The sequence below is a fragment of the Thiocystis violacea genome (assembly GCF_016583565.1).
Classification (GTDB): domain Bacteria; phylum Pseudomonadota; class Gammaproteobacteria; order Chromatiales; family Chromatiaceae; genus Thiorhodococcus; species Thiorhodococcus violaceus_A.
On record NZ_NRRF01000006.1, the window covers coordinates 130,851 to 156,757 of the forward strand.

Consider the following 25,907-nt stretch of genomic DNA (forward strand, 5'->3'; position numbering starts at 1 on the left):
GATGTCACTTGACGAATCATCGAGAAGACCCTGGCGATCATGCACAGACTCCAAGCGCACTCCGCGCTTGAACGTCGATGAGTGACGGCTGTTGATCAACAACCGTCATTGGCGCGAAGGCGGCGACTTTGCGCTCATGGGACACTTCACACGCGGACGACAGCACCGCCCATGTCGATATCGGATCGCCAGCGCCAACGCGAGCCGCGCGACGATCCACCTCGACAGCAGCGACCTATTCACGGCAGCCTTGGATCAAGATGGCGCGCAACGCAACCGCGTGGACACTGCCGCCCCCCGCGTAGGGCGCGGATTTCATTCATCGCACCCCTCGCCAGTCGCCGGATCAGATACGCTCGCGAGGCGCGCGCCATCTGGCTCGCTTCAGTCGACGATGTACACCTCGACACGCCGGTTCTTGCCGCGACCATCCGCGGTCGCGTTGTCGGCGATGGGGCGGGCGGAGCCGATGCCCTCGGCCTTCAAGCGGCCCGCATCGACACCGCGCGCGGCCAGGGCCTGCTGAACCGCCTGGGCACGCGCTTCGGAGAGTTTGAGATTGAGGGCGTCACCACCGAGGCTGTCGGTGTGCCCTTCAATCCGCACGGAGAGATCCGGATGGTTGCTCAGGAGCGTCGCGATCCGGTCGAGGCTTGCCAGCTCACCCGCCGGCAAGCTGGCCTTGCCGGGCGGAAAGCGCAGTTCGGTCTCGGCTAGCCGCAGCAGCATGCCGTGGTCGGTGTAGGTGCCATTGAGCTTGGCGAAGTCGGCATTGAGGGCATGCAGTCGCGCAAGCTCGGCCTTGGCCGCTTGCGCCGCATCAACATCCTCGCGCGCCGCCTTCAGCTGGCTCTCGAGCGCGGCGATGCGCGCCTGGGCCTCCGCGGAGTTCGCGGCGTCTGTGACTTGGCCCTCGGCAGGCTCGTCGGACACTGGCGCGGGCTGGGATTGGAGGCTCGCAAGCTGGGTCTTGAGCGCGGCGACCTCCTGCCCGAGTCTGGCCTGGACCCCGGTGGCCTGCGCACGCGTCTCTTCGACATTGGCCTCGAGTGTCTGCACGCGGGCCTGAGCAGCCTGGAGCCGAGCGCCGACCTCCTGCTCCGCGGACTGGGTCGAGGACTGCGACTGCGCGAGCGTCTCCTTGACGGACTGGAGCTGCGACTTGGTCTGTTCCAGCGTCTCGTTGAGCGCCGTGAGCGCGGCCTCGTGCTGGCGCTGGAGCGCGTCGCGCACCTTGGCTTCCGCGGCGAGCCTATCCCTCAGCGTGGAGACCTCTTCGACGGCGGCGTTTTGAGCGCCGTCATCCTTGGGTTCGGTCGCTGCCGACGCCGCTGCGCTCTGACTGGCCGCCAGCTCGGCCTGCAAGCCGGCGAGTTGGTTCTGGGACTCGGCGAGCTGCTGTTGCGCGCTCGCATACTTGGCCTGCATGGCCTCCAGCTCCGCCTTGGACTCGGACAAGGCGTTCCCGGCGGTCTTACACTCTTGCTCGAACGCCTGGACGACGGGCAAGATCCCCACCTCCTGCGCGGTGCGCAGCAGGTTCTCGTCCATCGGCGTGGTGCGCGCCAGCTCGACGCGCTCGTTCAAGTGCTGCTCCAAGGCGGCGATCTTGGCCTGATGCTCGGCCTCGGTGTCGGCGATGGCCTGTTTGATCTGACTGAGATCGGCCTGGAGCGTGGCGGCCTGAGTCTGTGCGTCGGCATAGCGCGTTTCGACGTCCGCCAGGCGCGCCGCAAGCTGGTCGCGCTCCACAGCCACATCGCCCGTGTGCTGCTGCGCCGTCGCCATTTCGGCGGCATGCGCCTCCTTGAGCGTAGCCACGGCCTGCTCGAGGTCCGCCTTGGTGTGCGTGCCTGCCGCGATCGCGTCCCGCAGGCGCTGTTTCTCGTCATCGTATTCCTGTTTGAGCCGGTCGATCTCCGCGCGAATCGCCGCCTGGCCCTCCTCGGATGCCAACCGTTTCGACTCCGCATCCGCCATTTGCTTCTTCGTCTGATCGATCAGGGCATCCTTCTCGGCAAGCTGGGCGTAGAGCCCATCGTCATACCATTCGTAGAGCACATAGACGCCTAGCAGCAAGAAGAACAGGAAGATGGCGAGGGATTTCCAGAACGAGGCACTGGAGTCGGACATCATGGTCTCCTTCGGATGAAGAGGGGGCGGCGAACGCCTGGGCATGGCGGCGCGCCGGGATTATCGTGCAAATGCGCCGATGATGCCCGCGCGCGACAGGATTTGAAACCCTCGGCTCACGCCGATCCCCTGGCGGCCGGCTATTGCAGCCCGACCGCCGTCATCGCCTGCTGCGCGATCTCAAGCTCTTCATTCGTTGGAATGACAAGCACCTTCACCGCCCCTTCCGGAGCACTGACGCAGCGCTCGCCGCGCGAATCCGTCGCGCTGTTGGCCTCGTCGTCCATGATGATTCCGAGCCGGTCGAGTCCTTGGCACGCCAGCGCCCGGATCTTTGCCGAGTTCTCCCCGATACCGCCGGTGAAGACGACGGCGTCGACCTTCCCGAGCTCCGCGTAGTAGGCGCCGATGTACTTCTTGAGCCGGTGGACGGTCACGCCGATGGCCAGCTCGGCGCGCTCGTGCCCCTGGGCGGCCAACCGATCGATCTCGCGCATGTCGTTGACGCCGCACATACCCAAAAGCCCACTCTCGCGATTCAACAGGCGATCGATCTGCTCGGTGCTGAGCCCAAGGTTCTTAGAGAGATAGATGAGCACGGCCGGATCGATGTCGCCACAGCGGGTTCCCATCACCAGCCCCTCGAGGGGCGTCAAGCCCATGGAGGTATCGATGCACTTGCCGACGCGAATGGCCGTGGCGCTGGCGCCGTTGCCCAGATGCAGGCTGATGAGATTGCATGTGTTCAACGGCTTGCCGAGGACGGCGGCCGCGCGCTTCGCGACGTAGTAGTGCGAGGTCCCGTGGAAGCCATAGCGCCGGATGCGGTGCTCGGTGTAGAGGTACTCGGGAATGGCGTAGCGGTAGGCGGTCGGCGCCATGGTCTGATGGAACGCCGTATCGAAGACGACCACGGAGGGCACCCTGGGAAAGAGCCGGCGCGCGACCTCGATGCCCGAGAGGTGTCCTGGATTGTGCAGCGGCGCCAGGGGGATGACGTCGCGGATCGCCTCGACGACCGCGTCGTCGACGATCACGGGCTCCTTGAAGTGCGAGCCGCCATGGACCACGCGGTGACCGATCGCCGCCAGTTCGGAGACGTCCGCCAGGGACCCGGTGTCGCGCAGGCAGGCGACGATGTTGTCGATCCCTTCCGCGTGCGTCGGGATGGGACAGCTCTCCCGGCTGCTCGCCTCCTTGCCGTCCGCGGCCAGCCACGCGTGCCGGAGCTCGCCCTCGGGCTCGCCGATGCGCGCCACCAGCCCGTTGGCGATGGAGACCCAATCCTCGCTTCGGAAGAGTTGGTACTTGATGGAGGAGCTGCCGGAGTTGAGTACCAGTACCTTCATTGCATATCCCCCTCGCTCATGGGCTCGCTCTCGGTCTGTGCCTGGATCGCCGTGATGGCGACGGTATTGACGATGTCGGTCACAGTGCAGCCGCGACTGAGGTCATTGACCGGTTTGTTGAGCCCCTGGAGCACGGGGCCGATGGCGACCGCGCCCGCGCTGCGCTGCACCGCCTTGTAGGTGTTGTTGCCCGTATTGAGGTCCGGAAAGATGAGCACGGTCGCGCGCCCGGCGACCTCGCTGCCCGGCATCTTGGAGCGACCGATCTCCATATCCACGGCCGCGTCGTATTGGATGGGGCCTTCCAGCTTCAGGTCCGGCCGGCGCTCGCGGGCGATGCGCACCGCCTCGCGCACCCGCTCGACGTCCGCGCCCTTACCCGAGCTGCCGCTCGAATAGGAGAGCATGGCAATGCGCGGCTCGATGCCAAAGGCGGCGGCCGTGGCGGCCGCACTGATGGCGATATCGGCCAGCTCGTCCGCTTCCGGATTGGGATTCACGGCACAGTCGCCGTAAACCAGCACCTGATCCGGCAGACACATGAAGAAGACGCTGGAGACCAGCTTGACGTCCGGCTTGGTCTTGATGGTCTCGAAGGAGGGGCGAATGGTGTGCTGAGTCGTATGCGCCGCGCCGGAGACCATGCCGTCCGCGTCGCCGAGGTACACCATCAGGGTGCCGAAATAGCTGACATCGTCCAGCACATCATGGGCCATCTGCTCGGAGATGCCCTTGTGCTTGCGCAGCTCGAAGTAGGCCGCCGCATACCGCTCGCGCTCGGGGGCGGTGGTCGGGTCGATGATGCGGATGTCGTCGAGCTTGAGACCCAGCTCGCCGATGCGACGACGAATCTTGTCCGGATCGCCCAGGAGGATCAGGTCGGCGACCTGACGCAGGGTCAGGATCTCGGCGGCGCGCAGGATGCGCTCGTCCGTGCCCTCGGGGAGCACGATGCGCTGACGCTGAGCCTTGGCCCGCCGGATCAGCTCATACTCGAACATCAAGGGCGTGACGCGCTCATGCTGGTGGACGGCCACCTGTCCGCGCAGCTCCTCGACATCGACGCGGCTCTCGAAGAGGCCTAGGGCGGCGGCGATCTTGCGGTCGTCGCCGGCCAGGATGGTCGCCTCGATGCGGTTGACGTTCATCGCCGTCGTAAAGGTGTCCTGCGGCACCTGCAGGATCGCGACCTTGGTGCGCCGCAGACCCTCGATCAGGCGCTGCACCTTCTCCGCGGGACGCAAGCCCCCGGTGAGCAACAGGCCGGCCACGCGCGGGAAGGCGGAGGAGGCATCGGCCGCCAGGCTCGTGAGGATGATGTCCGAGCGGTCGCCCGGGGTGATGATGAGACAGCCGTCCTCGATATAGTTGAGGAAGTCCGGGATCTCCATCGCCGCGATCTTGTAGTTGGTCACGACCTGATGCATGGCGTCACCCTCGCCATACAGACACTCCGCATTGAGGACCTGCCGGATCTCGCCGACGGTCGGCATGCCGAGCGCGGATTGTTCGGGAAAGACATAGACCCGTTCGGTATCCGTCATCAGCACCTGCGCGCGGATCTCGACGGCCTCCATGCACTCCGGCGCGACCCCGTTGATGATGCTCGCCAAGAAGTCGATGCCGCGCTCGCGCATCAGCTCATGGGCGATGTGCAAGGCATCCACCGCCTCCTCCGGCGAGCGCCCGAACCCCTTGACCACGACGATCAGGCTGCAGCCGAAATTGTTGGCCAGATCCGCGTTGAATCCGAATTCCAGCGAGGGGATGAGGCCGTTGTAGTCCGTGCCCGCGCAGACGACGATGTCGCAGCGCTCCTCGAGCATCTTGAACTTGTTCATGATGAGCTTGAGCAGCTCATCATAGTGACCGCTGCCGATGAGCTGGCGGGCGGTCTCCACGGTGCAGCCGTAGAGCATTTCCGGCGGAAAGGGCAGCTCGTAGCGGCTGCGGATCAAGGCGGTCAGGTTGTCCGGTTCCGTCCCCCGTGGCGCGAATGGCCGGAAGAAACCCACCTTCCGGTTCACCGCCGAGAGCATCTCCATGACCCCTAAAACGACGACTGACTTCCCGCTGCCAGAGCCGGCACCGGCGATATAGATGCTCTGCATGGATCTCCCTCTAGATACGACGATGGGCGAAGAATACGCAAAATGCTGCGCTGCAGAAAAATAACAGATATTCCCGAGAAAAGGCGTACGTCTTGATGACGGCGCTCGTCATCGATCCCATTTTGGCAAACACGAAGGCATCGAGCGATGCCGAGGTAACTGGGAATCAACCAACGCTTGGCTGAAGAAGAAGCGGTGCGCGCACGGTGGGAAATGCCTCGCACGGCCGCGCTGGAAAACCGAGCGGCACGAAATGCGCGAGCAATGGCGGAGGCGTGTGCTGAAGAACCCGCTGGCGTGTCCGGCGCGGGTGACCGAGCCCTGTGCGCGGGCGGAGCTGGCGAAGGCCGCCAGTCATGGTCAGAGGGTGCGACCAAAACGGGACCAGAGCAAGTCGCGGAAGCGGCGGCCGTTCGCGGGTGTGCGGGCCAGCAGGCGGTGTCGGAGCAGATTCCGACCCGACGGTCGGGCGGGACGCGCATGGTCCGGTCAGCGGACCGATACTATCCGGCGGCGGCGCAGTTCGCGTGGCTCCAGGCCCACAGGCACCTCGGCCCAGCCAGCGCCGGCGAAGATCCCATGCCGCGCCTAGATCCCCTCGGGCAGCGCGCTGACCCAACCCTGCCCAGGCAGACGCCGTTCGATCTCGGCCCCGGACTCACCGAGCCTGAACAGGTGCAGCCAGCCGTTGTCGAGGAGCTGTCGGACCAGTTCATGACGGGCGATGACGTCCTCGATCGCCGCCTCGGGCGCCTGCAGAAAGGCGCTCAGGCGCAGCGGCTCGTGCACCCAGCGCTGGCCATCGTGCAGGGACTGCAGCGGTAGTCCGACGCGCAGGTCGCCGGCGTTGCCCTCCAGGACACCGATGGCGCCGCCGACGACATTGTGAAGCACCTTGTTACCGCTGCCGAAACGGCGGTTGTCGACCGTGGACCCGTAGTATTGCAGATTGATCCAGGTCGCGACCACCAGGGGCGCGGTCATGATCAGCTCCAGGGTCGTGAAATCCGCATCGGTCTGCCAGTCGTAGTCATGGAGGAAGCTCCGCCCGCCGAGGTCGATGCCCTGGGTACGCGCCCGCGGGGCCGCGATGAAGGCGGCGTTGCCCGCCAGTCCCCACTCCGGGCGGACCTGCGACCAGTCGCGGCTGCGGCGGCGGATGCGCGCCTCCAGCCCGCGCCCGCTCCGCCCGCCGAGGCTCAGCAGCGTGGCGCGCTGCATCCGGGTCAGCGCCCCTGCCTCCTTGAGCCAGCTCCTGATCTCGGCGAGCTCTTCCGCGTAGCCGGGCGGCAGGATGGCGGTGTCGAAGAGCCGCACATCGTCGGTCGTGGTGTCATGCAGACCGGGCAGGAACCAGGTGTCCGCCGGGATGGCGATGCCGCGCTCGGCCAGGCCCTGGCGCACCGCGGGTTCGTTGAGCAGGGCGGCCACGACGCGGGCGCTGGCCTCGCCCGTCTGTCCACCGCAGGCGCCGCAATCGAGGCCGGCGGCGTAGGGGTTGTTGACGCTGGTGCTGCCGTGCCCAACCAGCAGGACCAGGCGCGCGAACCCCTCGGTCAGCGACATGCCGCGCAGGATGCCCTCCGCCAGGGAAAGGCGGTCAGCCTCGGGGATGCCCAGGGGGGTCTCGTGTGCCCCACAGCAGTGGTCATGAGCGGGCGCACCCAGGCTCGGGCCGACCCGATGCGCCGCTTCGGCATCCAGCCTCAGGTCATCCGGGGCCGGCACGGGGCGGCTCCAGCCCAGGCTGTCACCAATGAGCTTAGGGGCGTAGAGCCAGATGCCGGCGGCCTCGACGAAAGAGAAGCAGGACGAGGCGCCCATCTTGAACGCCTTCCAGGACTTGCTGATGCCCATCCGCCGGCGCTGGGTGCTCAACGCCCGGTCGGTCTGCGCTCCGTCGGCACCCTGGATCTCGCTGCAGACGCGGTAACCGGGACTGAGCAGCACCGGCACATGCGGTTTCGCCTGGACCGCGCCCAGGGGCACGACCTCGATCGGCGCGCCGAAGAAGCCCGCGAAGCCCAGCGTCTGGGCCTGCGGGCAGGCGGTCTCCAGCGACCGGCGCATGACTTCGGAGCGCACATCGATGCAGAAGGCGGCCTGCAGCACCGGCCTGGTCTGCGGCCCCTCGTCGTCGACACTGGTCGCGGTCAACTGGCCGATCAGTCGATGCTGGTAGGCCAGCTCCTGGGCGGTCAGCAGCAGGTGATCGATGCCCTGATCGGTTGGCGGCCCAGCATCAGCCTGGTCCGCGTGCTCGGGCGCGGCCGGCCCTCTTGCGAGCCCGGCGCAGACCGCGCGCCAGCGCTGGGTCAGCTCTGGCCTCGCCTTGTGCTCATAGACCAAGAGGTCCCAAGCCAGGCGGATCGCCAGCAGCTCCTCAATGGTCGCGTCGCTTTCGCCTGCGAGTTCCGCCTGCCAGCGCAGCAAGCGGGTCCATGCCGCCCAGCCGCTGACATCCATCAGGGCCGCGTGCATGTAGTCGAGGGCGGCGGCGGTTGGAATGCCCAGGCGCGTCAGGGCGGACCGGATGCAGTCGCGCGGGTGCTCCGGGAGGGCCTTCACCCGAGCGCGCATGCCGCCCTGTCCCATCATGGTGGTGCTGAAGTCGAGCGCCGCGAAGCGCCGCCAGGAGGCGTAGAGCGACATGCCCTGCCACGGCTGTTTCCAGGTCGCCTGACCCATGTCGAAGTAGGCGGCGCAGTGATGGCTGATCCGGTCGACGACGAAGCTCGACCAGCGATCGGCATCCATCTCGTCGAGCACGGCGGTCAGCAGCGGGACCCCGCCCGCGGGGCGTGCCTCGCTGGCCGTTGCGCGCGCGATGGCGTCCGCTTCGAGGCCGCTGCCGCAGAGGGCGGCGGCTTGGCGCAGGTCGTCCGGCGTGATGCGTCCGGCCTCGATCTGCTCCCGGTAGTAGGCCCTGGGCATGTAGAGGCGCGCGCCCGCCACCCGACGCATGATGGCGGCAGCCTCCTGAAAGGGTGCTTGGCGCAGACCGTGGAAGGGGTTGACGGCGACGAAGCGATCGAGCGGCCAGACCGGGGCGATGCGGTCGCAGGCCGCCGTGATGTGCGCGTCAAGCACGGATGTCGCGATTGCGTGGAAAGTGTCCATCACCTCTGTCTCCTCCGTCATGGTCATCGTCTCGACCGGCGTCAGCGCAAGATTGGAGAGTGCTGTCAGGTTCATGCTGTCTCCTCCTCAGGCGAGGGCCGGCGTGCGGCGAAGCGGCCATAGGCGCGTGATCAACCGGGTGACCACGACGTCCACGTAGAGGCCGTTGTAGAGATGGACCTGGATGGCCTGGCGCAGCGGCGTGGCGAGGCGCGTGAAGAGGTGCTGCAGCAGGATCAGGCCGATGAAGACAGCGACGATCGCCAGGCTCAGCGCCACGTCCAAGACCCCGCCCGGCAGCGGCACGGGACGCACGCTTGCGGCGATGGCGTGCTCGAAGGCGGAATGCAGGCCAAAGTAGCCGAGACAGACCAGGGCGCCGATGGCACTCGCGCGCACCAGAAGCCCCGCGTTGTCTTGCAGCACCAGCGCCTGGAGCAGAAGCTGGGCGACCGCGATCGCGACGATGGCGCCGGTGACGATGAGCGCCGGCTGGCGCGTTGGATCCACCCCAAAGAGGAAGCCGGCGACCAGGGCCATCAGCAATGCACCCTGGAAGGCCACCAGCCACTGCCAGGGCTGCGGTCCCGCCGCGTCGAACTGGAGTGCGGGCGCGCGGAAGGCGTCCACGCTGCTGCCGGCGGCGAGAAAGGCGTGCGCCTTGTAGAGCGAGTGCGCCACCAGATGCAGCAGGGCCAGACTATAGAGCCCCAGGCCCGCCTCCAGCAGCATGAAGCCCATCTGCGCCGAGGTCGACCAGGCCAGCGAGACCTTGATGCTGGTCTGCGTCAGCATCACCAGCGAGGCCACCGTCAGCGTCACCAGGCCGATCACCGCCAGTGCCGTGAGCGCCGGCCCGGACACCGACATGATCGGACTCATGCGGATCACCAGGAAGGCACCGGCGTTGACGATGCCGGCATGCAAGAGCGCCGAGACCGGGGTCGGCGCCTCCATCACCTGAATCAGCCAGCCGTGGAAGGGGAACTGGGCGCATTTCAGGGCCGCGCTCAGCACGACCAGCCAGGCCGCCCATTGCAGTGTGGCGGGCAGCGGAGCCTGGATGGACTCCATGGCCGCCGCGACGCCTGCCCAGTCCAGGGTATGGAGTGTGGCGCCGATCAGGAGCACGGCGATCAGCAGACTGGCGTCTCCGATGCGGCTGAAGACGAACTTCTTGTGCGCGGCGATCAGCGCCGCCGGGCGCTCAGGATAGAACAGCAGCAGACGATGCAGACAGAGGCTGGTGGCGATCCAGGCCAGCGCGAACATCAGCAGGTTGCTCGCGACGATCAGCGTCAGGATCGCCGCCAGCGTCATCAGCAGCCACTTGTGAAAGCGTCCCTCATTGGCGTCGCCCGCCACATAGTTGCGCGCGTAGGTGGACACGATCGCGCCCACCAGCGAGACCAGCGTCAGCATGATGACCGTCACCGCGTTGACATAGACGCCGATGGCGAAGGCGCCGATGCCCAGCGGCAGATCGATGCTCAGGAGCGTCAGGGATTCCGCGGGGCCGAAGCCATGGGTCAGGAGCGCGACCAGCGCCAGCGCGAAGGCCAACCAGGCCAGGCTGTTAGCCAGGGGCGGCACGCGTCGACCGACGCGGTTCGCGAGGTCGCTCGGAATCGCGGCGGGGAGCCAAAGTGCGAGGGGCGCGGCGAGTGCCGCTGCCGTGGTGATGGTGACCGACATCTGCGCCTCCTGGGTCTCAGTCTCTGACGAAGTGATGGCAAGAACATAGGCATCAGAGGGACATAAATAAAATCAATATTTGAGATCAAAAAGATTGACGATCGTCGATGATTTGCGCGCAGGAGCGCGATGACGCTTACCCGCTCCAGCACTGGATGCCTTTGTGAGGAAAGGTTAAACCCTGCCAAGACGGGCGCGGCGTCGGTTCCCTGCGACGGGGTGGCGGAATCACGGCACGAGCCTTAGCGGGCTCCCTGCGTCGGCTGCGATTGCGTCCAGCGTTCAGCGATATAGGAGCTGATTTCCACCGCGGTTGCGCCAAGGAAGAGCAGGATGGCCAGCATCGTCCAGCGAATCGCCAGGACGGAGGCATGCAGCAACGGCGAGCGTGCGCCGGAAGCCCGGCGGAGCCAGGGCGGGAGGTGCGCGAAGAGGTCGATGAAGACGAGCGCGAGTGCCGCCCAGAGCATCGCGAGGAGCGCCGGCATCACCCAGGCGTCACCCTCGCGTCCGGAGAAGGCCAACAGGCCGATCCCGACGCCAAGCCCGCCGACGACGCCGACGACGCCGACGAGGATAAACAGTGGGCGCAGCCGGGCGAGCCAGCGGGCGAGTCGATGGATGGGCTCGAGCACGGCGGTCGCCGCGATTCCAGACCTTAGTCGCTCGCCCCCTCCCTCGGAGGACGCCCCTCGGCGCCGGTGCCGGCGGCGGCACCCGGTTGATCGGCGGCGATTGCGCGACGGATGTTGCGGATGGCCGAGCCCAGATCCGAGGCCATCCCCGGAAGTCGCCTGGAGCCGAACAGGAGCAGCGCACCGACCAGAATCAGCATGAGCTCCCAAAAGCTGATGCCCGAAATACCCATGAGAAAGACCTCGCTTGAATGGCCCGCGGGATAAGAGGATATCCGGATCAGAACTTGCGTATAAATTTCAAGCATTTGTAATTTATGAATAGACGTCGATCATCCTTCGGACCAATCGTCTTCGGTAGGGTGGACAAGCGCAGCGCAGTCCACCAACAACGGCGCGGGGGTCGGTGGACTTCGCTCTCGCTCGTCCACCCTACCGGTCCAACCGATGACCAACACCTATGAAGACATCGCCGGACGCGGTCGTCGTCGCGCCGGTCGAGCCGGCCAGGGCATGCGCCCAAGCACCTGCTCGAACAAGGCCTCACCGAGGTCAAGAAGCTGGAGCTTCGTGACCAGAAAGGAGGGAAGCAATTGATGGACAGATCCTTACCTCGACTTTGGCCATTTTGGCAACTTCTCCAGCGTGCTAACCGCCCGAAAAATCATGAGGGCGAAAAATTAGAGGGGGCAGGTAGGGCCGACGCGCCGGAATTTGACCCCTCGCTAATTTTCATGAGCACCTTAAGCTACTGATCTTAAATTACTTATAGATCTGAAAAAATGGCCAAAGTCGAGCTTACGAGAGCCCGGCACCAATGCGTATCCCCAGCGCATGGCTACTTTCTCCAAAACTGCGGCGTGAAGAGAATGAGCAGCGAGAAGACCTCCAGCCGCCCGAGCAGCATGGTGAAGCTCAGAACCCAGATCTCGTAATCGGTCAGGCTCGCATAGTTGGTCGCCGGACCAACCTGCCCGAGACCCGGGCCGGCGTTGTTGATGCAGGCGATCACGGCGGTCAGGGCGGAGATGAAGTCCATCCCTCCGAAGATGAGCAGGAAGGTCAGGGTGACGATGCTCATGAAGTAGAGAAAGATGAACCCCAGGATGGCCACGACGACCGAGTTGGAGATCGCCTGCCCACCGACAGTCACGGGTGCAACCATGCTGGGATGGAGCAGCTTCGTCAGCTCGCGTGAACTCTGACGCGCCAGGATCAGGGTCCGGATCATCTTGATGCCGCCGCCGGTCGAGCCCGAGCTGGCGGTGATGGAGGACAGGAAGAGCATCCAGAAGGGCACGAAGATAGGCCACTTCGCATAGTCCGTGCTGGCGAAGCCGCAGTCGGTGGCGATTGAGACCAGGTTGAAGCCGACGAAGCGCAGGGCAGTCGGGAAGTCCGGGTAGACCCCTCCGAGCCACAGGTAGACGGCACAGCCCAGGCTGCTCAGGGCCAGAATCGACACCACCGCGCGCGCCTCCGCGTCTCGCCAGTAGGGGCGCGGACTGCGCTGGCGCCAGGCGGTGAAGTGAGTCGCGAAATTGAGGGCGGCGAGCACCATGAAGCCGATGAGCACGGCCTCGATGGCCGGCGAGTCGAAGGCCCCGACACTGGCGTCGCGGGTGGAGAAGCCGCCCAGGCTGAGCGCCGCGAAGGCATGGCAGACGGCATCCAGCCAGCTCATGCCCGCGAGGCGCAGGCTGAGGACGCAGGCGACCGTGATACTGAGATAGACCAGCCAGAGTGCGGCCGCGGTGTCCGCGATGCGCGCCGTGAGCTTGGCGTCCTTGATGGGGCCGGGCACCTCGGCGCGCAGCAGCTGCATGCCGCCTACGCCGAGCAGCGGCAGAATGGCGACGGCCAGCACGATGATGCCCATGCCGCCGATCCAGTTCAGCTCATGGCGCCAGAGATTGATGGTGGGCGGCAGCGCGTCGAGACCGCTGATGACCGTCGCACCCGTGGTGGTCATTCCGGACATGGTCTCGAAGAAGGCGTCCGTGAAGCCGAGCCCCTGGTGCAGCAGCAGCGGCACGGTGGCGATGGCGGCCAGCAGGGTCCAGGCCAGGGTCACCAGGATGAAACCGTCGCGGGCCTTGAGTTCCGCGCGGTAGCGCCGGGTAGCCAGGATCAGCGCCGCGCCGGCGGCCAGGCAGGCCGCCAGACTCAGGAAAAAGGTGACCAGGGTCCCGTCGCCAGTGACGAGGGCGCAGGCGATCGGCAGCGCATAGGCCAGACCGAAGACGATCAGCAGCCGCCCGAGCACATTGAGGACCGAGAGCAGCCCGCTCATGAGAAGCAGTCCAACCCGGCCTGAAAGTAGCGCTCCCGAGCCAGCCGCGCACCGTTCGTTCCGCCGCCCGCGATCATGATCCCTCGGCTCGGGCGTCCGCGCTGGCGCAGCCTGGGGATGATCGGCCGATCCTGCCCGGCGATGGCGGCGATGCGGACATCGCCGCTCGGCGGGTGACGGCGCAGGTCGGAGACCGGGTGGCCGATCCAGGCCCCGCCGTCGACCGCCCGCGCCGCCGCCAGACCGACGCGGCCATTCGCCAGCTCCATGACCGGCAAGGCTTCGGGGATCCCGGTCAGCCTGGGTATACCGGTCAGCTTGAGGATCTGCTCCGTGATCATCGGCTCGGGGCACATGGCGAGATGCACGCGGAAGGTCCGCGCGCCTAGCGGCCCCGGGTGCTCAGGCCAGTCAGCCAAGCGCAGGCGGGCGATCGTGGCCGGGACGTCGAAGAGGGGATCCCGTCGGTCCGGCAGGCGCAGAGGTTGGTGAACAGCTCGGCGTCCTCCGCGCCCGCCTCGCGCAGGACCGACGGCGGCGCCGCGTTGCCGACGACTGCGCACAGGTCGAAGCGGCTTTGAAGCTGCCGCAGACGACGAGGATTGGTATCGACGACGTGGATGTCGTTGTGCTCGGACACCAGACTTTCCGCCACGGAGGTGCCGACCTGACCGGCGCCGAGGATGATGATCTGCACGGACTGATGTGCTCGGAGTTGTGGGACGATGCGCCGCTAAAGTGGCCGACAGGCGCTACTCGCGCTCGATCCTCAACGACATCGGCATACCGCCCGAAGAGGCACGGCCGCATTCGCCAGCGGCTTGCCCGGGCACAAGGATTAACACCTTCCCGCCAGCCTGTTAAGGCGCTTTACGAAGAATTTACGCCCGCGTGGATCCTCGCTATGGAAGGCTTACGCGGTAAGTCCCTACCATAGCGAAGGTCATGGTCCTTGAGCCGGGTGTCATGCACGTTTCGGAGCCATTCATGCTGAGCCGTTGCGAGCGCTCCGACCGGGGCGACGGGCTCGCTTGCGCAGAGGCCGAGATTCACCAGCAGACCGACGGGGAATGTCCCGCATTGGAAGGCGAGCGCACCGAGTCGATTCGCCCCCGCCTCCTGGTCGCCGTCGATGGGATTGGCAACAGCGAGGCCTTGGTGCGCGCCGCGCAGCGCCTGGCCGAGGGGCGGCGCGCGCCCTGGACGGTCGCCTTCGTCGACCTGGGCGCGACAGGCCCGGCGCAGCGGGCGCGGGTCGAGCGGGCGTTTCTGCTCGCCGAGCGTCTCGGCGGGGACACGGTCAGCCTGCGCGGCACCGACCCGGTCGCCGAGATCCTCGCCTTCAGCCGCGCGCGCGGCATCACCACGCTGGTGCTTGGACGCAGCCGCCGCAGACCCCTGGCGGTCCTCATCGGGCGGACCCTGAGCCAGCGCCTGCTGCGCGAGGGCGGCGAACTGGAGATCACCTTCGTGCCCTCAAGGGCGAGGGGCGGTCCGGTGGCCCTCGCGAAAGACCGCGTCCTGTGGCAGGCGCGCGACTACCTGATCGCCATCGGCGCGGTCGCCTTCACCCTCGCGCTGGCGCTGCTCGTCCACCCCTGGCTGCCGCTGGCCAATCTCTCGCCGCTCTTTCTGGCCGGCGTGCTCTGGGCGGCGGTGCGCACCGGCACGGGCCCGGCACTGCTCGCGGCCGGCCTGAGCGCCCTGGCCTACGACTTCTTTCTCGAGCCGCGTTACTTCCTCGTCGTACACGATGCCAGCGGACTCCTGACGATCGGCTTCTTTCTCTTCATGGTCGTCGTCGGCGGCCAGCTCGCCGGACGGCTGCGGCGCCAACTGCAAGCCCTGCGCGCGACCAATGCGCAGACTCAGGGACTCCTGGATCTCAGCCGCCGCCTGGCTCCGCTGACCGAGACGGCGTCGGTTCAGCGCGAGACGGTCGCGGCCCTGGCGCGGCACCTGCGTTTGCCGACACTCCTGCTGGCGCCTGGAGAGACGGACGACAGGCTCAGTCTGATCGCCGCATCCGACCCGCGACTGGAGCTCGACGCGCACGTCCTGGAGGCGGTGGCATGGTGCTACAGCCAGCGCCAGCACTGCGGGATCCAGTCCCAAAAATGGGCTGAGCTGCCCTGGCGCCTGATCCCTTTGCTCCAGGAGCCGGCGTGCTTCGGCGTCATCGGGATCGGCTATGCGGGCAAACCGCCACCGACGGCGATCGAGCTGGCCGCGCTGGACGTCCTGGTCGGGCAGGCGACACTGGCGATGGCCAGAACCTGTCTCACGGACCGCCTGGAGCAGGCGCGACTGGGCGAGGAGACGGAGCGCCTGCGCTCGGCGCTGCTGTCCTCGGTCTCCCATGACTTGCGCACGCCGTTGGCGTCCATCATTGGTGCCGCCAGCAGCCTGCGCACCCTGGGCGATCAGCTCTCGGCCCAGGACCGCGAGGAGCTGCTGGACGCCCTGCTGAGCGAGGGCGAGCGGCTCGACCGCTACATCCAGAATCTGCTCGATATGACCCGCCTCGGCCACTCGACGCTGACCTTGCAGCGGGATTGGGTCGGCATCGACGACCTCATCGGCTCCGCCCAGCGGCGGCTGCGCGAGCTGCTGCGCGGCCTGACGGTCGTGCGGCGCATCGATCCGGACCTGCCGCTGCTCCATGTGCAGCCGGCGCTGATGGAGCAGGCGCTGGTGAATGTCCTGGACAACGCGGCCAAGTTCTCGCCGCCGGGCGGCGCGATCGAGATCGCCGTAAGGCGCGACGGCAGCGACCTGCTGCTGCGGGTCTGCGACCAGGGCGCCGGCATCCCGGCGGCTGAGCGCGAGCGGGTGTTCGACATGTTCTTCACGGGTGACGGGGGTGATCGCGACACGCAGGGCAGCGGGCTGGGACTCGCCATCTGCGCCGCCATCGCGAGCGCGCACGGCGGCGGGGTCACGGCCGAGCCAGGGGCCGATGGACAAGGCACCTGCATCGCCCTGCGCCTGCCGCTCCAGGCAGAGCCTGACCACAGGGCGCCGCCGGCATGACGCAGTCGACCGCGCCGGCCCGCATCCTGGTCATCGACGACGAATCGCAGATCCGCCGTTTCCTGCGCATCAGTCTCAAGAGCCAGGGCCACGAGGTGCTGGAGGCCGCCACCGGCGCCGAGGGGCTGGCGCTCGCGGCCACCCAGGCGCCCGACCTCATCGTGCTCGACCTCGGGCTGCCCGACGCCGACGGCAAGGCCATCCTCGCGGAGCTGCGTGCCTGGTCCCAGGTGCCCGTCATCGTGCTCACGGTGCGCAACACCGAGACCGAGAAGGTGCGCGCCCTCGACGGCGGCGCGAACGACTATGTCACCAAGCCCTTCGGCGTTCAGGAGCTGCTCGCGCGGATCCGCGGCCTCCTGCGTCAGCGCGGGGATCAGGCCGGCCCCGCCGGGTGCTTCGAGGACGGCCGCCTGCGCATCGACCTGGGGCGCCGGCTGGTCGCCCGCGACGGTGTCGCCGTGCGCCTCACGCGCAAGGAGTACGCGGTGCTACAGACCCTCGTCAGCCACCCCGGGCGGGTGGTGACCCAAACCCAGCTCCTGCGCGAGCTGTGGGGACCCACGCACCTCGAGGACAGCCACTACCTGCGCATCGTCATCGGCAAGCTGCGCCAGAAGCTGGGAGACGACTCGGGCGAACCGCGCTACCTGCAGACAGAGACGGGCGTCGGCTACCGCTTCATCGGCCGCCCGGCCGAGCAGGCCGACTAGGAGCCCGCGCGCAGCCCCACCCTTTCCGCCTTACCCAAGAACCGCCCTATTCCCTGCGTCGAGGTCACGCACGCCATGCTGTCCATCCATCTGAGAAACATCGACTTCGTCTCGGCCCGCAAGCTCGCCTATGCGGTGTCGGCCACCATCATCCTCATCGCGCTGCTCTCGCTGGCGATCAAAGGGCTGAACCTCGGCCTCGATTTCACCGGCGGCACCCAGGTCGAGATGAGCTTCGCGGAGGCGGCCGAGACCAGCGAGGTCAGAGCGGTGCTGGATCGGGCCGGACTGGAGCGGGCCACGATTCAGTACTTCGGAAGCAAGCGCGGCGTCCTGGTGCGCCTCCCGGTCACCGAGCATGTCGATCCGCTCCAGATCAAGGCCGATATCATCAAGGCATTCGTTGACGCAGGCGATGCAGTGCCCGACATCCGCCGCGTCGAGAGCATCGGCGCCCAAGTGGGCAGCGAACTGCTGGAGCGTGGCTGGATGGCTGTCATGATCGCCCTCGGCGGGATCGCGCTCTACATCTGGATGCGCTTCGAGCGACGCTTTGCCATCGGGGCGCTGCTCGCCACCGCTCACGACCCCTTGCTGATCCTCGGCTACTTCTCGCTGACGGGAACGGACTTCGACCTGACCGTGCTCGCCGCCATCCTGGCGGTGGTCGGCTATTCGGTGAACGACACCGTCGTGGTCTTCGACCGGATTCGCGAAAACTTCCGCAGGATGCGCAAGGCCACGCCCGTGGAGGTCGTCAACTCGGCCGTCAACCAGACCATGTCACGCTCCCTGATCACCTCCGGAACAACCCTGATGACAGTGGTCGCGATGTTCTTCTTCGGCGGCCCCATGCTGCACGGTTTCTCGCTCGCGCTGATCATCGGGATCCTCGTCGGGACCTATTCGTCCATCTTCGTGGCGAGCACGGTCGCTCTCGACCTGGGCGTGAGCCGCCGAAACCTCCTGCCGATCGACAAGGAGACAGGAAAACCGGTGGACGACACGCCCTAGGCGCCTGGCTGAGTGGGGACAGGGCGTCCGAGCCTCGCCCGCGTCCGTCGCCATTTCGCCGAGTCGAATGGGATCAGGCTGCCGGCGGCGCTGACCGTCCTCAGCCTGGTCGGACTCATGAGCCTCGGCGTGCGCGAGAGCGCCAGGGTGAAGCCGTCATGGTCGTCGGGAAGCTGCTCGTCAACGGCGCAGCAGTTCGAGCGTTGAGACCATCATGCGATGAAGGACGTCTTGAGGGCCGGCTGGCGTATCCGATGGTCCTGATGCCATGTGCCGCCGCAGGCCGCGGGACAGCCGTCCGATGCCGGCGATCGCGCCGCAAGAGATCGCGCCTCACAACGAAACGTGCCAAAACACAACGCAAAGCGCGTCCAAAAGGGCGTCTTTCCTGACGCGAGCGTTTGATTTAAGTGTACGAACGTACTATACATCCGAGTTCTTGCTGGCTCGGACAAGAGCACGCAGGGTGCAAAAAGACATCAACGCGAGGATATGCAATGACAACACGCAATTCAGCCAGACGTGCACGCGCAGCCCTCATCGCCAGTCTATTGCTTGCGGGGCTTGCCTCGCCGCCAAGCTTTGCGGAATCGGCTTGCAAGGGACTGGAGAAGGGACCCTGTTCGGCCAAGGATGCCTGCCACTGGGTGGACGGCTACACCCGCAAGGACGGCGTGAAGGTGGCGAGCCACTGCCGCAAGACACCCTCGCGCAAGAGTTCTTCGAGCCAGTCATCGAAGAGTTCGACAACTGACAAGAACGCCGACTGATCCTTCCAATCCCGGGCAGAGCCGCCGCCGGCTAGCCGGGGGCTCTGCCCGCAGCGCCAACCGCCGGCACAGGGAAGTGCCAGCTGACGACCTGCCGCCACCGCGTCGAGGGACACCAAGACAGGCGCCCAGCTGAAGACGCTCGCACTCCACCCCGCGCGCGAACCTGCAAGCGGCGGGACAAATGGTGTAGCCTCGACCTCCGCCGATAGGACTGATCGACCGGATCCAGAGACGCCCGCCAAGCAGTCCTCATGCCATCGCGGGCGCGTCATGTCCGCGCCTCACCGCCGGCGGACCAACCAACCCCGCAGCCACACAGAGACGGCCCACCAGGGGCCGACTGAATCATGACAAAACCCCAAGAGATCGAAATCGCCCGTCCGGACGACTGGCACCTGCATGTCCGCGACGGCATCGCCATGGCGGACGTGGCGCGACTGAGCGCGCGGCAGTTCGGCCGCGCCATCATCATGCCCAACCTCAAGCAACCCGTGGTGACGACCGAGCAGGCACTGGCCTACCGCGCCCGCATCCTCGCCGCCTTGCCGGAGGGCAGCGACTTCACGCCCCTGATGACGCTCTACCTGACCGACGACACGCCGCCCGAGGAGATCGCGCGGGCACGGGCGAGCGGCGGTGTCGTTGCCTGTAAGCTCTACCCCGCCGGCGCCACCACCAACTCGGCCAGCGGCGTGACGGACATGGCACGCCTCGCGCCCGTGCTGGAGGCGATGCAGCGCGAGAACATGCCGCTGTTAGTGCATGGCGAGGTGACGGACCCCGAGGTCGACATCTTCGACCGCGAGTCGGTCTTCATCGAGGCGGTGCTCACGCCCCTCATCACCGCCTTCCCCGGGCTGAGGGTCGTCTTCGAGCATGTCACCACGGCCGAGGCGGTGGATTTCGTCCGCGAAGGCCCCGCAACCCTGGGAGCGACCATCACGCCTCACCACCTGCTCTTCAACCGCAACGCCATCTTGGCCGGGGGGATTCGACCGCATTTCTACTGCCTGCCGGTCCTGAAGCGCGAGCGCCATCGCCAAGCCTTGGTCGAAGCCGCCACCAGCGGTCATCCGCGCTTCTTCCTGGGCACCGACAGCGCCCCGCATCCGGTCGGCGACAAGGAGAGCGCCTGCGGCTGCGCCGGAGCCTTCAGCGCGCATGCCGCACTGGAACTCTACACGCAGGTATTCGAGGAGGCCGGAGCACTGGAGCGCTTGGAGGGGTTCGCCAGCCGCCACGGCGCCGACTTCTACCAACTGCCGCGCAACGTGGGAAAGGTGCGACTGAGGCGTCGGTCCTGGCAGGTGCCAGACCGCTATCCGTTCGGCGAGAGCCAGGTGGTGCCGCTGCGCGCGGGCGAATCCATCCCCTGGCAGCTGGTCGACTGAGGCGCGCCTGGGCTCAGGGCCGAGCACCACCTGGTGCTGGCCCGTTGCCAAAGTCGACCTCGCTCCAGAAATCGTCGCGACCTTCCTCCGCGGGCGGATTGCCATCGTAGACCCGGCTGAGACGCCGCTGCAGATAGGCATCCCGAACGAAGCTGTAGGGATCGATGGAGGCGTCCTCGACGATGTCCACGGCGGTCAGGAGATCGGCGCGCTCATCGACAACCCTGAGACCAACCAACCCCCAGTGGACCCTGTCCTCCCGCAGACTGAACAGCGGATCCGTGACGATGTCGCCGGCCCAGCCAAGGGTGTCTCGAATGCTGCTCGGCCCAAGCAAGGGCAGCACGAAATAGGCACCGGACTCGAGGCCCCAATAACCCAGGGTCTGACCGAAGTCTTCTTTATAGCTCGGCAGGCCAACGTTGGTGGCGACGTCGATGAAGCCCAGCACGCCGACGGTGGTGTTGATGAAGATGCGCCCGACATCGCTGCCCGCGCGCGACATCTTGAACTGCAGGATGTTGTTCGCGACCGAGGTGACATCGGCGATGTTGTCGAAGAAGTTGGTGATGCCGCGATCGACCGGCTCGGGGGTGATCTTCTGGTAGGCCACCGCGACCGGCCGCAGAATGGCCTTGTCGATCTCCGTATTGAAGCGGTAGACGGCGCGATTGTAGGGCTCCAGGGGATCGCGCGGATCGGCGACCCGAGCGGGATCCGTGGCGCAGCCCTGGCCCATCAAGGCGGCGCCCATTGCAGCCAACCAAACCAGCCGGTATGCGCGGATCTCCACACCCATCGTTCTTGCCCAGAGTCGACCCAGGAAATGCTCGCATGCTACCACAGCAGCGCACCTCATCGTGGATCCGACACGACGCCCTCACCCCTCCGGTCAGTACAGGACCGAGACCCCGTAGCCCGAGCGGCGCAGCAGGCTCAACACGCCGGAATCGCCAGCAAGGTGGAGGGCGCCGATGGCGATGAACCAGCCACCCTCGTCCAGCAAGGGACGCATCCGTTCAGCCATGCGCCGATTGCGGGCATCGATGATGGTCGCCCGAAACAGCGCCGCCAGCCTGGGCTCGCTCTCCCGCAGTGAGGCGTCGCTCAGCGCCTGCAGACGCAGCAGATCCCGCTGCAGATAGGCTTCGGTCAGCTGACGGAAGAGGACGGGCATGAGGGCGGACGCAGCCAGCGTTTCATCCAAGAGCGCGACTTGGTCCGCCTCCGCAAGCTCGTCGAAGATCGCGAGCTGCTCCTCCATGGTCTCCAGGCCCTTGACGCCTTTGCCCGCCGCAACGGCGGAGCGGTAGAGCCGAAGGTCGAGGAACTCGCCGGTCTCCGCCGGCGGGATGCTGAGCTGCGTCATGACCGCCCAGGGCTTGAAGTCCTTGAATGCCTCCTCGCCCATGCCCCGAGCCTCCAGCGCCTCCTTGACCCGCTGATACAGCCGCGCGGGCAGCACCTGTTCGAGGGTGCGCCCATCCGTATAGGTCATGGTCATCATCGCCTTGATGATGGCCGGGGCATCCGGGACCACCTCGAGCGCGAGTCCCGGACAGGCATCGAAGGCCGCCTGGACGGTCGCGGGGAGCCCCGTCACGCGGGGATCCTCGCTGTGCATGGTACCGAACAGGAAACTCGGCGCCGATGACGATGCGGAACGCACCTCGAACAGGAGCCCCCGCTCCCGTGGCGCCTCCCCAGCCAAGACGGAGGCGACAGAGAGGAACAAAAGGACCAAGATGCATGGCCAGATAGGCCAGTGACGAACGACGCGATTCAAGGAGAGAACCCTATGCTTCGAAGAGACATCCAGCGGCCGGCGATTGCGAGCAGCCACTGCCACCGGTGAGCACTGCCCCGCCAGCCGATGAGCCAGCCCGACCTGGACTGAACCGCTGACGCAAGCGGGCGAGCGCCTCGCTCACCCCGGTTCTTCGTTGCATCGAACCCGCTATGCGCCTCGGAACCGCGCCGACACGTCCTCGCTTCACCCACCCGCGCGGATAGGCTGCCAGAAAGAGCGGCCCGCCGAAAGGCGTGCGGTGAAGGCGGGTGAAACCACGACTGATGTCTGGAGCGGGATGGGCCGAGGTACGAGGCCCGAGGAAAGGGCGCATGTTGGGCTTGCCAACCTCGGCCCAACCGACAGGAGCTGGCCGGCGCGCATCACTTCTGGTCGCAACCGGTGAAGACCGTCAACACCAACATTTGGAAAACGCACCCGCCCATCTTATGCTGTCGCGATGAGAGACGAAGAACCTATCCTAAATGGCATCGCCCAGCGATTTCGCGGCTTCCTACCCGTGGTCGTGGACGTCGAGACCGCGGGTTTCGACGCCCAGCGCCATGCGCTCCTCGAGATCGCCGCCGTTGTCATTCGCATGCGGCGGGACGGCCTGCTGGAACCGGCGACGACGCTGGCCTGCCACGTGCTCCCCTTCGTCGGCTCCGAGATCGACCCCAGGGCGCTCGCGTTCAACGGCATCGACCCGGATCACCCCTTCCGCGACGCCATCTCCGAGCATGACGCACTGCACCGCGTCCTCACCCCAATTCGCAAGGCAGTGAAATCCAACGGGTGCAATCGCGCCATCCTGGTCGGCCACAACGCGCACTTCGATCTTGGGTTCGTCAAGGCGGCCGTCGAGCGCACGGGCTACAAGCGCAATCCCTTCCACGCCTTCAGCGTCTTCGACACCGTGACGCTCGCGGGGCTCATGTTCGGACAAACGGTCCTGGCGCGCGCCTCCAAGGCGGCTGGACTGCACTGGCAGAGCAGCGAGGCCCACTCGGCGATCTACGACGCCGAGCAGACCGCGCGTCTCTTCTGCGCGGTGGTCAACCGTTGGCGAGAGCTGGATCCCGAGCGTTATTGGGAAAGCAATCAGGAGGCGCTGACGCCCATGCCAGACCTTGGCGTCTGAGCCGGGCGTCTGGGCTGAAGTCCGCGCGGCCCGCCCAAGCGATGCGTCGGGCCGGCCAATGGCGGACGGAGAGGCTACTGAGCGGCCGCCTCACCCTTGGCTGCCGCGTGCTGCATCATGGTCTTGAGCTCACCGCTCGTATGGAGTTCGAGGGTGATATCGCAGCCGCCGACCAGTTCACCGTCGATATAGATCTGCGGGAAGGTCGGCCAGTCCGCGTAGCGCGGCAGATTCTCGAAGATCTCGGGATCCTCAAGCACGTTCACGTAGGCGAAGGGAATCGCGCACGCCTGAAGCGCGGCCGAGGCCCGCATCGAGAAACCGCACTGCGGAAACTGCGGTGTCCCCTTCATGTAAATGACGACTGCGTTCCCCTTGACCTGCTCGTCGATACGCTCCAATACGTCCATCTCACACCTCGTTGATCGCTATGGTTGACTGATGGCTCGAGCCATTGCCTGGCCGCTGCACGGAGGCGAGATTCGGGGCGGGATGCGGCATTTCAACCTGAACAAAGCCTGCTCAGCCTCCGGCGGCAGGCCAAGGGCGTTCCGGACACAGCCTCGCAGCGCACCCACCCGCTCCGAGCCTGGCATCGGCGTCAGCGGCGCATCCAGCGATCGCCCGAGGCATTGGGCTAGTGAATGGCATCCACATGCCGCTGCAGCCAAAGTTCGAGCAGCGCCAGATGCCAAAGCTTGTTGCCCTGGATCCGGGTGTGGTGCATGTCGGGCGCGGCCAGCAGCTGGTCGAGGTATTCCTGACGATAGATGCCGCGCGAACGGCTGGCGCGTGAGCTGAGCACATCGCGCATCAAACTCAGGAAAGGCCCCCGCACGTACTTGAGGGCCGGCATCGGGAAGTAGCCCTTGGGCCGATCGATCACGGCGTCGGGCAGCAGTCCGCGCGCCAACGCCTTGAGCGGATACTTGCCGCCGTCGCGCAGCTTGAGCTCGGGCGGACACTGCGCCGCCAGCTCCACGAGCTGGTGATCGAGGAAGGGTACGCGCGCCTCAAGCCCCCAGGCCATGGTCATGTTGTCCACCCGCTTGACCGGGTCGTCGACGATGAGCGTGGTCGCATCCAGCCTGAGAACGGCATCCATGAAGGTGTCCGCGTCCGGCTCGGCCAGGCGCCCCGCGATCAGGTCTCCGGTGTGATCCGGACAGCCATAGGCGTCGCTGACCAGGCGCAGGTATTCGTCGTGGTCGCGGTCGAAGTAGTGCTTCCTGAAGCGCTCCAGCGGCGTCCCCTGGGTCTCCGCCTGCATGCGCGGGTACCAGAAATAGCCGCCGAAGACCTCGTCCGCGCCCTGTCCGGACTGCACGACCTTGATCTCGCGCGAGACCTGCTCGGAGAGCAGGTAGAAGGCCACCGCGTCCTGTCCGAACATCGGCTCGGCCATGGCGTCGATGGCCTCGGGCAGGCGCGTGAGCACCTGATCGTTCGGCACGAGAAACTTGTGGTGCCGGGTTCCGTAGTGCGCGACGACCAGGTCGGAATAGGCGAACTCGCTACCCGCCTCCTCCGGCGTGTCCTCGAACCCGACCGAAAAGGTCCGCAGATCGGCGACGCCGGCCTCGGCGAGCAGGGCAACCAGAAGGCTCGAGTCCAGGCCGCCCGAGAGCAGCACGCCGACGGGGACGTCGGCGACCTCGCTGCGGATCTTGACCGCGTGCCGCAGGGCCGCATGGATCGACTCCAGCCACTCGCCCTCGGACCTGGGCAGCTCAGGGCGTGTCGCTTTCAGCCGCCAGTACGCCTGCTCGGTCCTGCCGCCACGTGCGTCGAGCAGCATCCAATGTCCTGGGGCGAGCTTGCGCACCCCGCGCAGGATGGTCCGCGGCGCGGGCACCACCGCATGCAAACTGAAGAGGTTGTGCAGCGCGACCGGATCGATGCCGGTATCGACCCCGCCAGCGGCGAGCAGCGCCTGGGGGTTCGAGGCGAAGCGCAGGCGATCCGCCTGCTCGGACCAGTACAGCGGCTTGATGCCGAAGCGGTCGCGCGCCAGGAAGAGCTGGCGCCGGTTGGCGTCCCAGAGGGCAAAGGCGAACATGCCGTGCAGGCGCTCGACGCAATCCGTACCCCAGGCATGCCAGGCCTTGAGAATGACCTCGGTGTCGCCTTCCGAGAAGAAGCGGTAACCGAGCCCCCGCAGCTCGCCTCGCAGGGCCGGGTAATTGTAAATCGCCCCATTGAAGACCAGGACCAGCCCAAGCTCGGCATCGACCATCGGCTGATTGGACCGGACGGTCAGATCGATGATCGACAGACGCCGATGCCCGAAGGCGAGGGCTCCGTCACTGTAGCTACCGCCGTGGTCCGGGCCGCGCCGGACCAGCTCGGCCATCATCGACTCGATCGCCTCAAGATTGGCCGGAGCGCCGTCGAAGCGCAACTCACCACAAATACCGCACATCGCTAGGATCTCCTAAAGCCAGTCGATGGAGAGAACAGCTCAGCTGAATTCCGGCGTCGATCATCCTTCGGACCAGTCGTCTTCGGTAGGGTGGACAAGCGCAGCGAAGTCCACCAACAACGGCGCGGGGTTCGATGGACTTCGCTCTCGCTCGTCCACCCTACCGGTACCGGGTGGCCGCGGGTGCTTACGCACCCGCGGCTCCCACAGATCCGGACGTGCGGGACTACCGCATCCGGCTCCTCGATTGAGCGCTCGCTGCACAACACATGTCGCACACCCGTTGGACCCTGAA

Annotated in this window: 20 protein-coding genes; 6 read left to right on the plus strand and 14 right to left on the minus strand. The window is 66.5% G+C overall.

Annotated elements, in window-relative coordinates:
• Positions 1–384: 384 nt before the first annotated feature.
• From CKO23_RS26315 to CKO23_RS25455, 10 genes are all read right to left on the minus strand, one after another.
• On the minus strand, positions 385–2,133 hold the full coding sequence (locus CKO23_RS26315) for an OmpA family protein (protein WP_274600189.1): 1,749 nt from the start codon (positions 2,131–2,133) through the stop codon (positions 385–387).
• A gap of 140 nt (positions 2,134–2,273) precedes the next feature.
• Positions 2,274–3,482, minus strand: a complete 1,209-nt coding sequence (locus CKO23_RS04410; RefSeq protein WP_200328543.1) for an acetate/propionate family kinase — start codon at positions 3,480–3,482, stop codon at positions 2,274–2,276.
• Positions 3,479–5,593: a phosphate acetyltransferase gene (gene pta / locus CKO23_RS04415; RefSeq protein ID WP_200328544.1), complete on the minus strand. Its 2,115-nt coding sequence runs from the start codon at positions 5,591–5,593 to the stop codon at positions 3,479–3,481. Before pta ends, CKO23_RS04410 begins: the two co-directional genes overlap by 4 nt.
• 588 nt (positions 5,594–6,181) lie before the next feature.
• On the minus strand, positions 6,182–8,788 hold the full coding sequence (locus tag CKO23_RS04420; protein ID WP_200328545.1) for a YbcC family protein: 2,607 nt from the start codon (positions 8,786–8,788) through the stop codon (positions 6,182–6,184).
• Positions 8,789–8,800: 12 nt separating this feature from the next.
• Positions 8,801–10,408, minus strand: a complete 1,608-nt coding sequence (locus CKO23_RS04425; protein ID WP_200328546.1) for an NADH-quinone oxidoreductase subunit L — start codon at positions 10,406–10,408, stop codon at positions 8,801–8,803.
• Between the two features lie 242 nt (positions 10,409–10,650).
• On the minus strand, positions 10,651–11,043 hold the full coding sequence (locus tag CKO23_RS04430; RefSeq protein WP_200328547.1) for a hypothetical protein: 393 nt from the start codon (positions 11,041–11,043) through the stop codon (positions 10,651–10,653).
• Positions 11,044–11,066: 23 nt separating this feature from the next.
• A complete protein-coding gene (locus tag CKO23_RS04435; protein ID WP_200328548.1) occupies positions 11,067–11,276 on the minus strand; it encodes a twin-arginine translocase TatA/TatE family subunit in 210 nt (69 codons plus the stop codon).
• Between the two features lie 605 nt (positions 11,277–11,881).
• A complete protein-coding gene (locus CKO23_RS04440; RefSeq protein WP_200328549.1) occupies positions 11,882–13,336 on the minus strand; it encodes a TrkH family potassium uptake protein in 1,455 nt (484 codons plus the stop codon).
• Positions 13,333–13,704, minus strand: coding sequence for a hypothetical protein (locus tag CKO23_RS25450; protein WP_242482204.1), 372 nt, complete (start codon positions 13,702–13,704; stop codon positions 13,333–13,335). The genes CKO23_RS04440 and CKO23_RS25450 overlap by 4 nt, the downstream gene beginning before the upstream one ends.
• Before the next feature lie 17 nt (positions 13,705–13,721).
• Positions 13,722–14,033 carry an NAD-binding protein gene (locus CKO23_RS25455; protein ID WP_346014560.1) on the minus strand — a complete coding sequence of 104 codons (312 nt, stop codon included), beginning with the start codon at positions 14,031–14,033 and terminating at the stop codon, positions 13,722–13,724.
• Between the two features lie 290 nt (positions 14,034–14,323).
• Between CKO23_RS25455 and CKO23_RS04450 the strand changes: the two genes are divergently transcribed.
• The 5 genes from CKO23_RS04450 to pyrC all read left to right on the plus strand — a co-directional run bounded on the left by CKO23_RS04450 (position 14,324) and on the right by pyrC (position 20,260).
• A complete protein-coding gene (locus CKO23_RS04450) occupies positions 14,324–16,369 on the plus strand; it encodes an ATP-binding protein (RefSeq protein ID WP_200328550.1) in 2,046 nt (681 codons plus the stop codon).
• Entirely contained in the window at positions 16,366–17,082 is a 717-nt protein-coding gene (locus tag CKO23_RS04455; RefSeq protein ID WP_200328551.1) for a response regulator, read from the plus strand. Before CKO23_RS04450 ends, CKO23_RS04455 begins: the two co-directional genes overlap by 4 nt.
• 75 nt (positions 17,083–17,157) lie before the next feature.
• A complete protein-coding gene (gene secF / locus CKO23_RS04460) occupies positions 17,158–18,096 on the plus strand; it encodes a protein translocase subunit SecF (protein WP_200328552.1) in 939 nt (312 codons plus the stop codon).
• A 497-nt stretch (positions 18,097–18,593) separates the two neighbouring features.
• Complete coding sequence (locus tag CKO23_RS04465) at positions 18,594–18,866, plus strand: hypothetical protein (protein WP_200328553.1); 273 nt, start codon at positions 18,594–18,596, stop codon at positions 18,864–18,866.
• A 350-nt stretch (positions 18,867–19,216) separates the two neighbouring features.
• Positions 19,217–20,260 (plus strand): dihydroorotase, encoded by a 1,044-nt coding sequence (pyrC, locus tag CKO23_RS04470; protein ID WP_200328554.1) that lies wholly within the window; start codon positions 19,217–19,219, stop codon positions 20,258–20,260.
• Between the two features lie 13 nt (positions 20,261–20,273).
• Here pyrC and CKO23_RS04475 read toward each other — a convergent pair whose 3' ends face one another.
• Together CKO23_RS04475 and CKO23_RS04480 are read right to left on the minus strand one after the other, a co-directional pair.
• The gene (locus CKO23_RS04475) at positions 20,274–21,059 is read right to left on the minus strand and encodes an MlaA family lipoprotein (RefSeq protein ID WP_200328555.1); all 786 of its coding nucleotides are present in this window, start codon (positions 21,057–21,059) and stop codon (positions 20,274–20,276) included.
• A 93-nt stretch (positions 21,060–21,152) separates the two neighbouring features.
• The gene (locus tag CKO23_RS04480; protein WP_346014561.1) at positions 21,153–22,109 is read right to left on the minus strand and encodes a TraB/GumN family protein; all 957 of its coding nucleotides are present in this window, start codon (positions 22,107–22,109) and stop codon (positions 21,153–21,155) included.
• A 400-nt stretch (positions 22,110–22,509) separates the two neighbouring features.
• Here CKO23_RS04480 and rnt point away from each other — a divergent pair, with 400 nt between their 5' ends.
• Positions 22,510–23,190, plus strand: coding sequence for a ribonuclease T (gene rnt, locus CKO23_RS04485; protein WP_200328557.1), 681 nt, complete (start codon positions 22,510–22,512; stop codon positions 23,188–23,190).
• Between the two features lie 74 nt (positions 23,191–23,264).
• Here the strand turns inward: rnt and grxD are convergent, their stop codons facing one another.
• Both grxD and CKO23_RS04495 read right to left on the minus strand, forming a co-directional pair.
• Entirely contained in the window at positions 23,265–23,600 is a 336-nt protein-coding gene (gene grxD / locus CKO23_RS04490) for a Grx4 family monothiol glutaredoxin (RefSeq protein ID WP_200328558.1), read from the minus strand.
• Positions 23,601–23,827: 227 nt separating this feature from the next.
• Entirely contained in the window at positions 23,828–25,612 is a 1,785-nt protein-coding gene (locus CKO23_RS04495) for an N-acetylglutaminylglutamine amidotransferase (protein WP_200328559.1), read from the minus strand.
• Positions 25,613–25,907 lie beyond the last annotated feature (295 nt).

Bases quoted from the DNA above. Each gene is read 5' to 3' on its own strand.
- CKO23_RS04440 (WP_200328549.1), bottom strand. From the start codon at position 13,336: ATGAGCGGGCTGCTCTCGGTCCTCAATGTGCTCGGGCGGCTGCTGATC.
- pyrC (WP_200328554.1), top strand. From the start codon at position 19,217: ATGACAAAACCCCAAGAGATCGAAATCGCCCGTCCGGACGACTGGCAC.
- grxD (WP_200328558.1), bottom strand. From the start codon at position 23,600: ATGGACGTATTGGAGCGTATCGACGAGCAGGTCAAGGGGAACGCAGTC.
- CKO23_RS04465 (WP_200328553.1), top strand. From the start codon at position 18,594: ATGACAACACGCAATTCAGCCAGACGTGCACGCGCAGCCCTCATCGCC.
- CKO23_RS04425 (WP_200328546.1), bottom strand. From the start codon at position 10,408: ATGTCGGTCACCATCACCACGGCAGCGGCACTCGCCGCGCCCCTCGCA.
- rnt (WP_200328557.1), top strand. From the start codon at position 22,510: ATGAGAGACGAAGAACCTATCCTAAATGGCATCGCCCAGCGATTTCGC.
- secF (WP_200328552.1), top strand. From the start codon at position 17,158: ATGCTGTCCATCCATCTGAGAAACATCGACTTCGTCTCGGCCCGCAAG.
- CKO23_RS04420 (WP_200328545.1), bottom strand. From the start codon at position 8,788: ATGAACCTGACAGCACTCTCCAATCTTGCGCTGACGCCGGTCGAGACG.
- CKO23_RS04475 (WP_200328555.1), bottom strand. From the start codon at position 21,059: ATGGGTGTGGAGATCCGCGCATACCGGCTGGTTTGGTTGGCTGCAATG.
- pta (WP_200328544.1), bottom strand. From the start codon at position 5,593: ATGCAGAGCATCTATATCGCCGGTGCCGGCTCTGGCAGCGGGAAGTCA.
- CKO23_RS04410 (WP_200328543.1), bottom strand. From the start codon at position 3,482: ATGAAGGTACTGGTACTCAACTCCGGCAGCTCCTCCATCAAGTACCAA.
- CKO23_RS04495 (WP_200328559.1), bottom strand. From the start codon at position 25,612: ATGTGCGGTATTTGTGGTGAGTTGCGCTTCGACGGCGCTCCGGCCAAT.
- CKO23_RS04455 (WP_200328551.1), top strand. From the start codon at position 16,366: ATGACGCAGTCGACCGCGCCGGCCCGCATCCTGGTCATCGACGACGAA.
- CKO23_RS26315 (WP_274600189.1), bottom strand. From the start codon at position 2,133: ATGTCCGACTCCAGTGCCTCGTTCTGGAAATCCCTCGCCATCTTCCTG.
- CKO23_RS04450 (WP_200328550.1), top strand. From the start codon at position 14,324: ATGCTGAGCCGTTGCGAGCGCTCCGACCGGGGCGACGGGCTCGCTTGC.
- CKO23_RS04435 (WP_200328548.1), bottom strand. From the start codon at position 11,276: ATGGGTATTTCGGGCATCAGCTTTTGGGAGCTCATGCTGATTCTGGTC.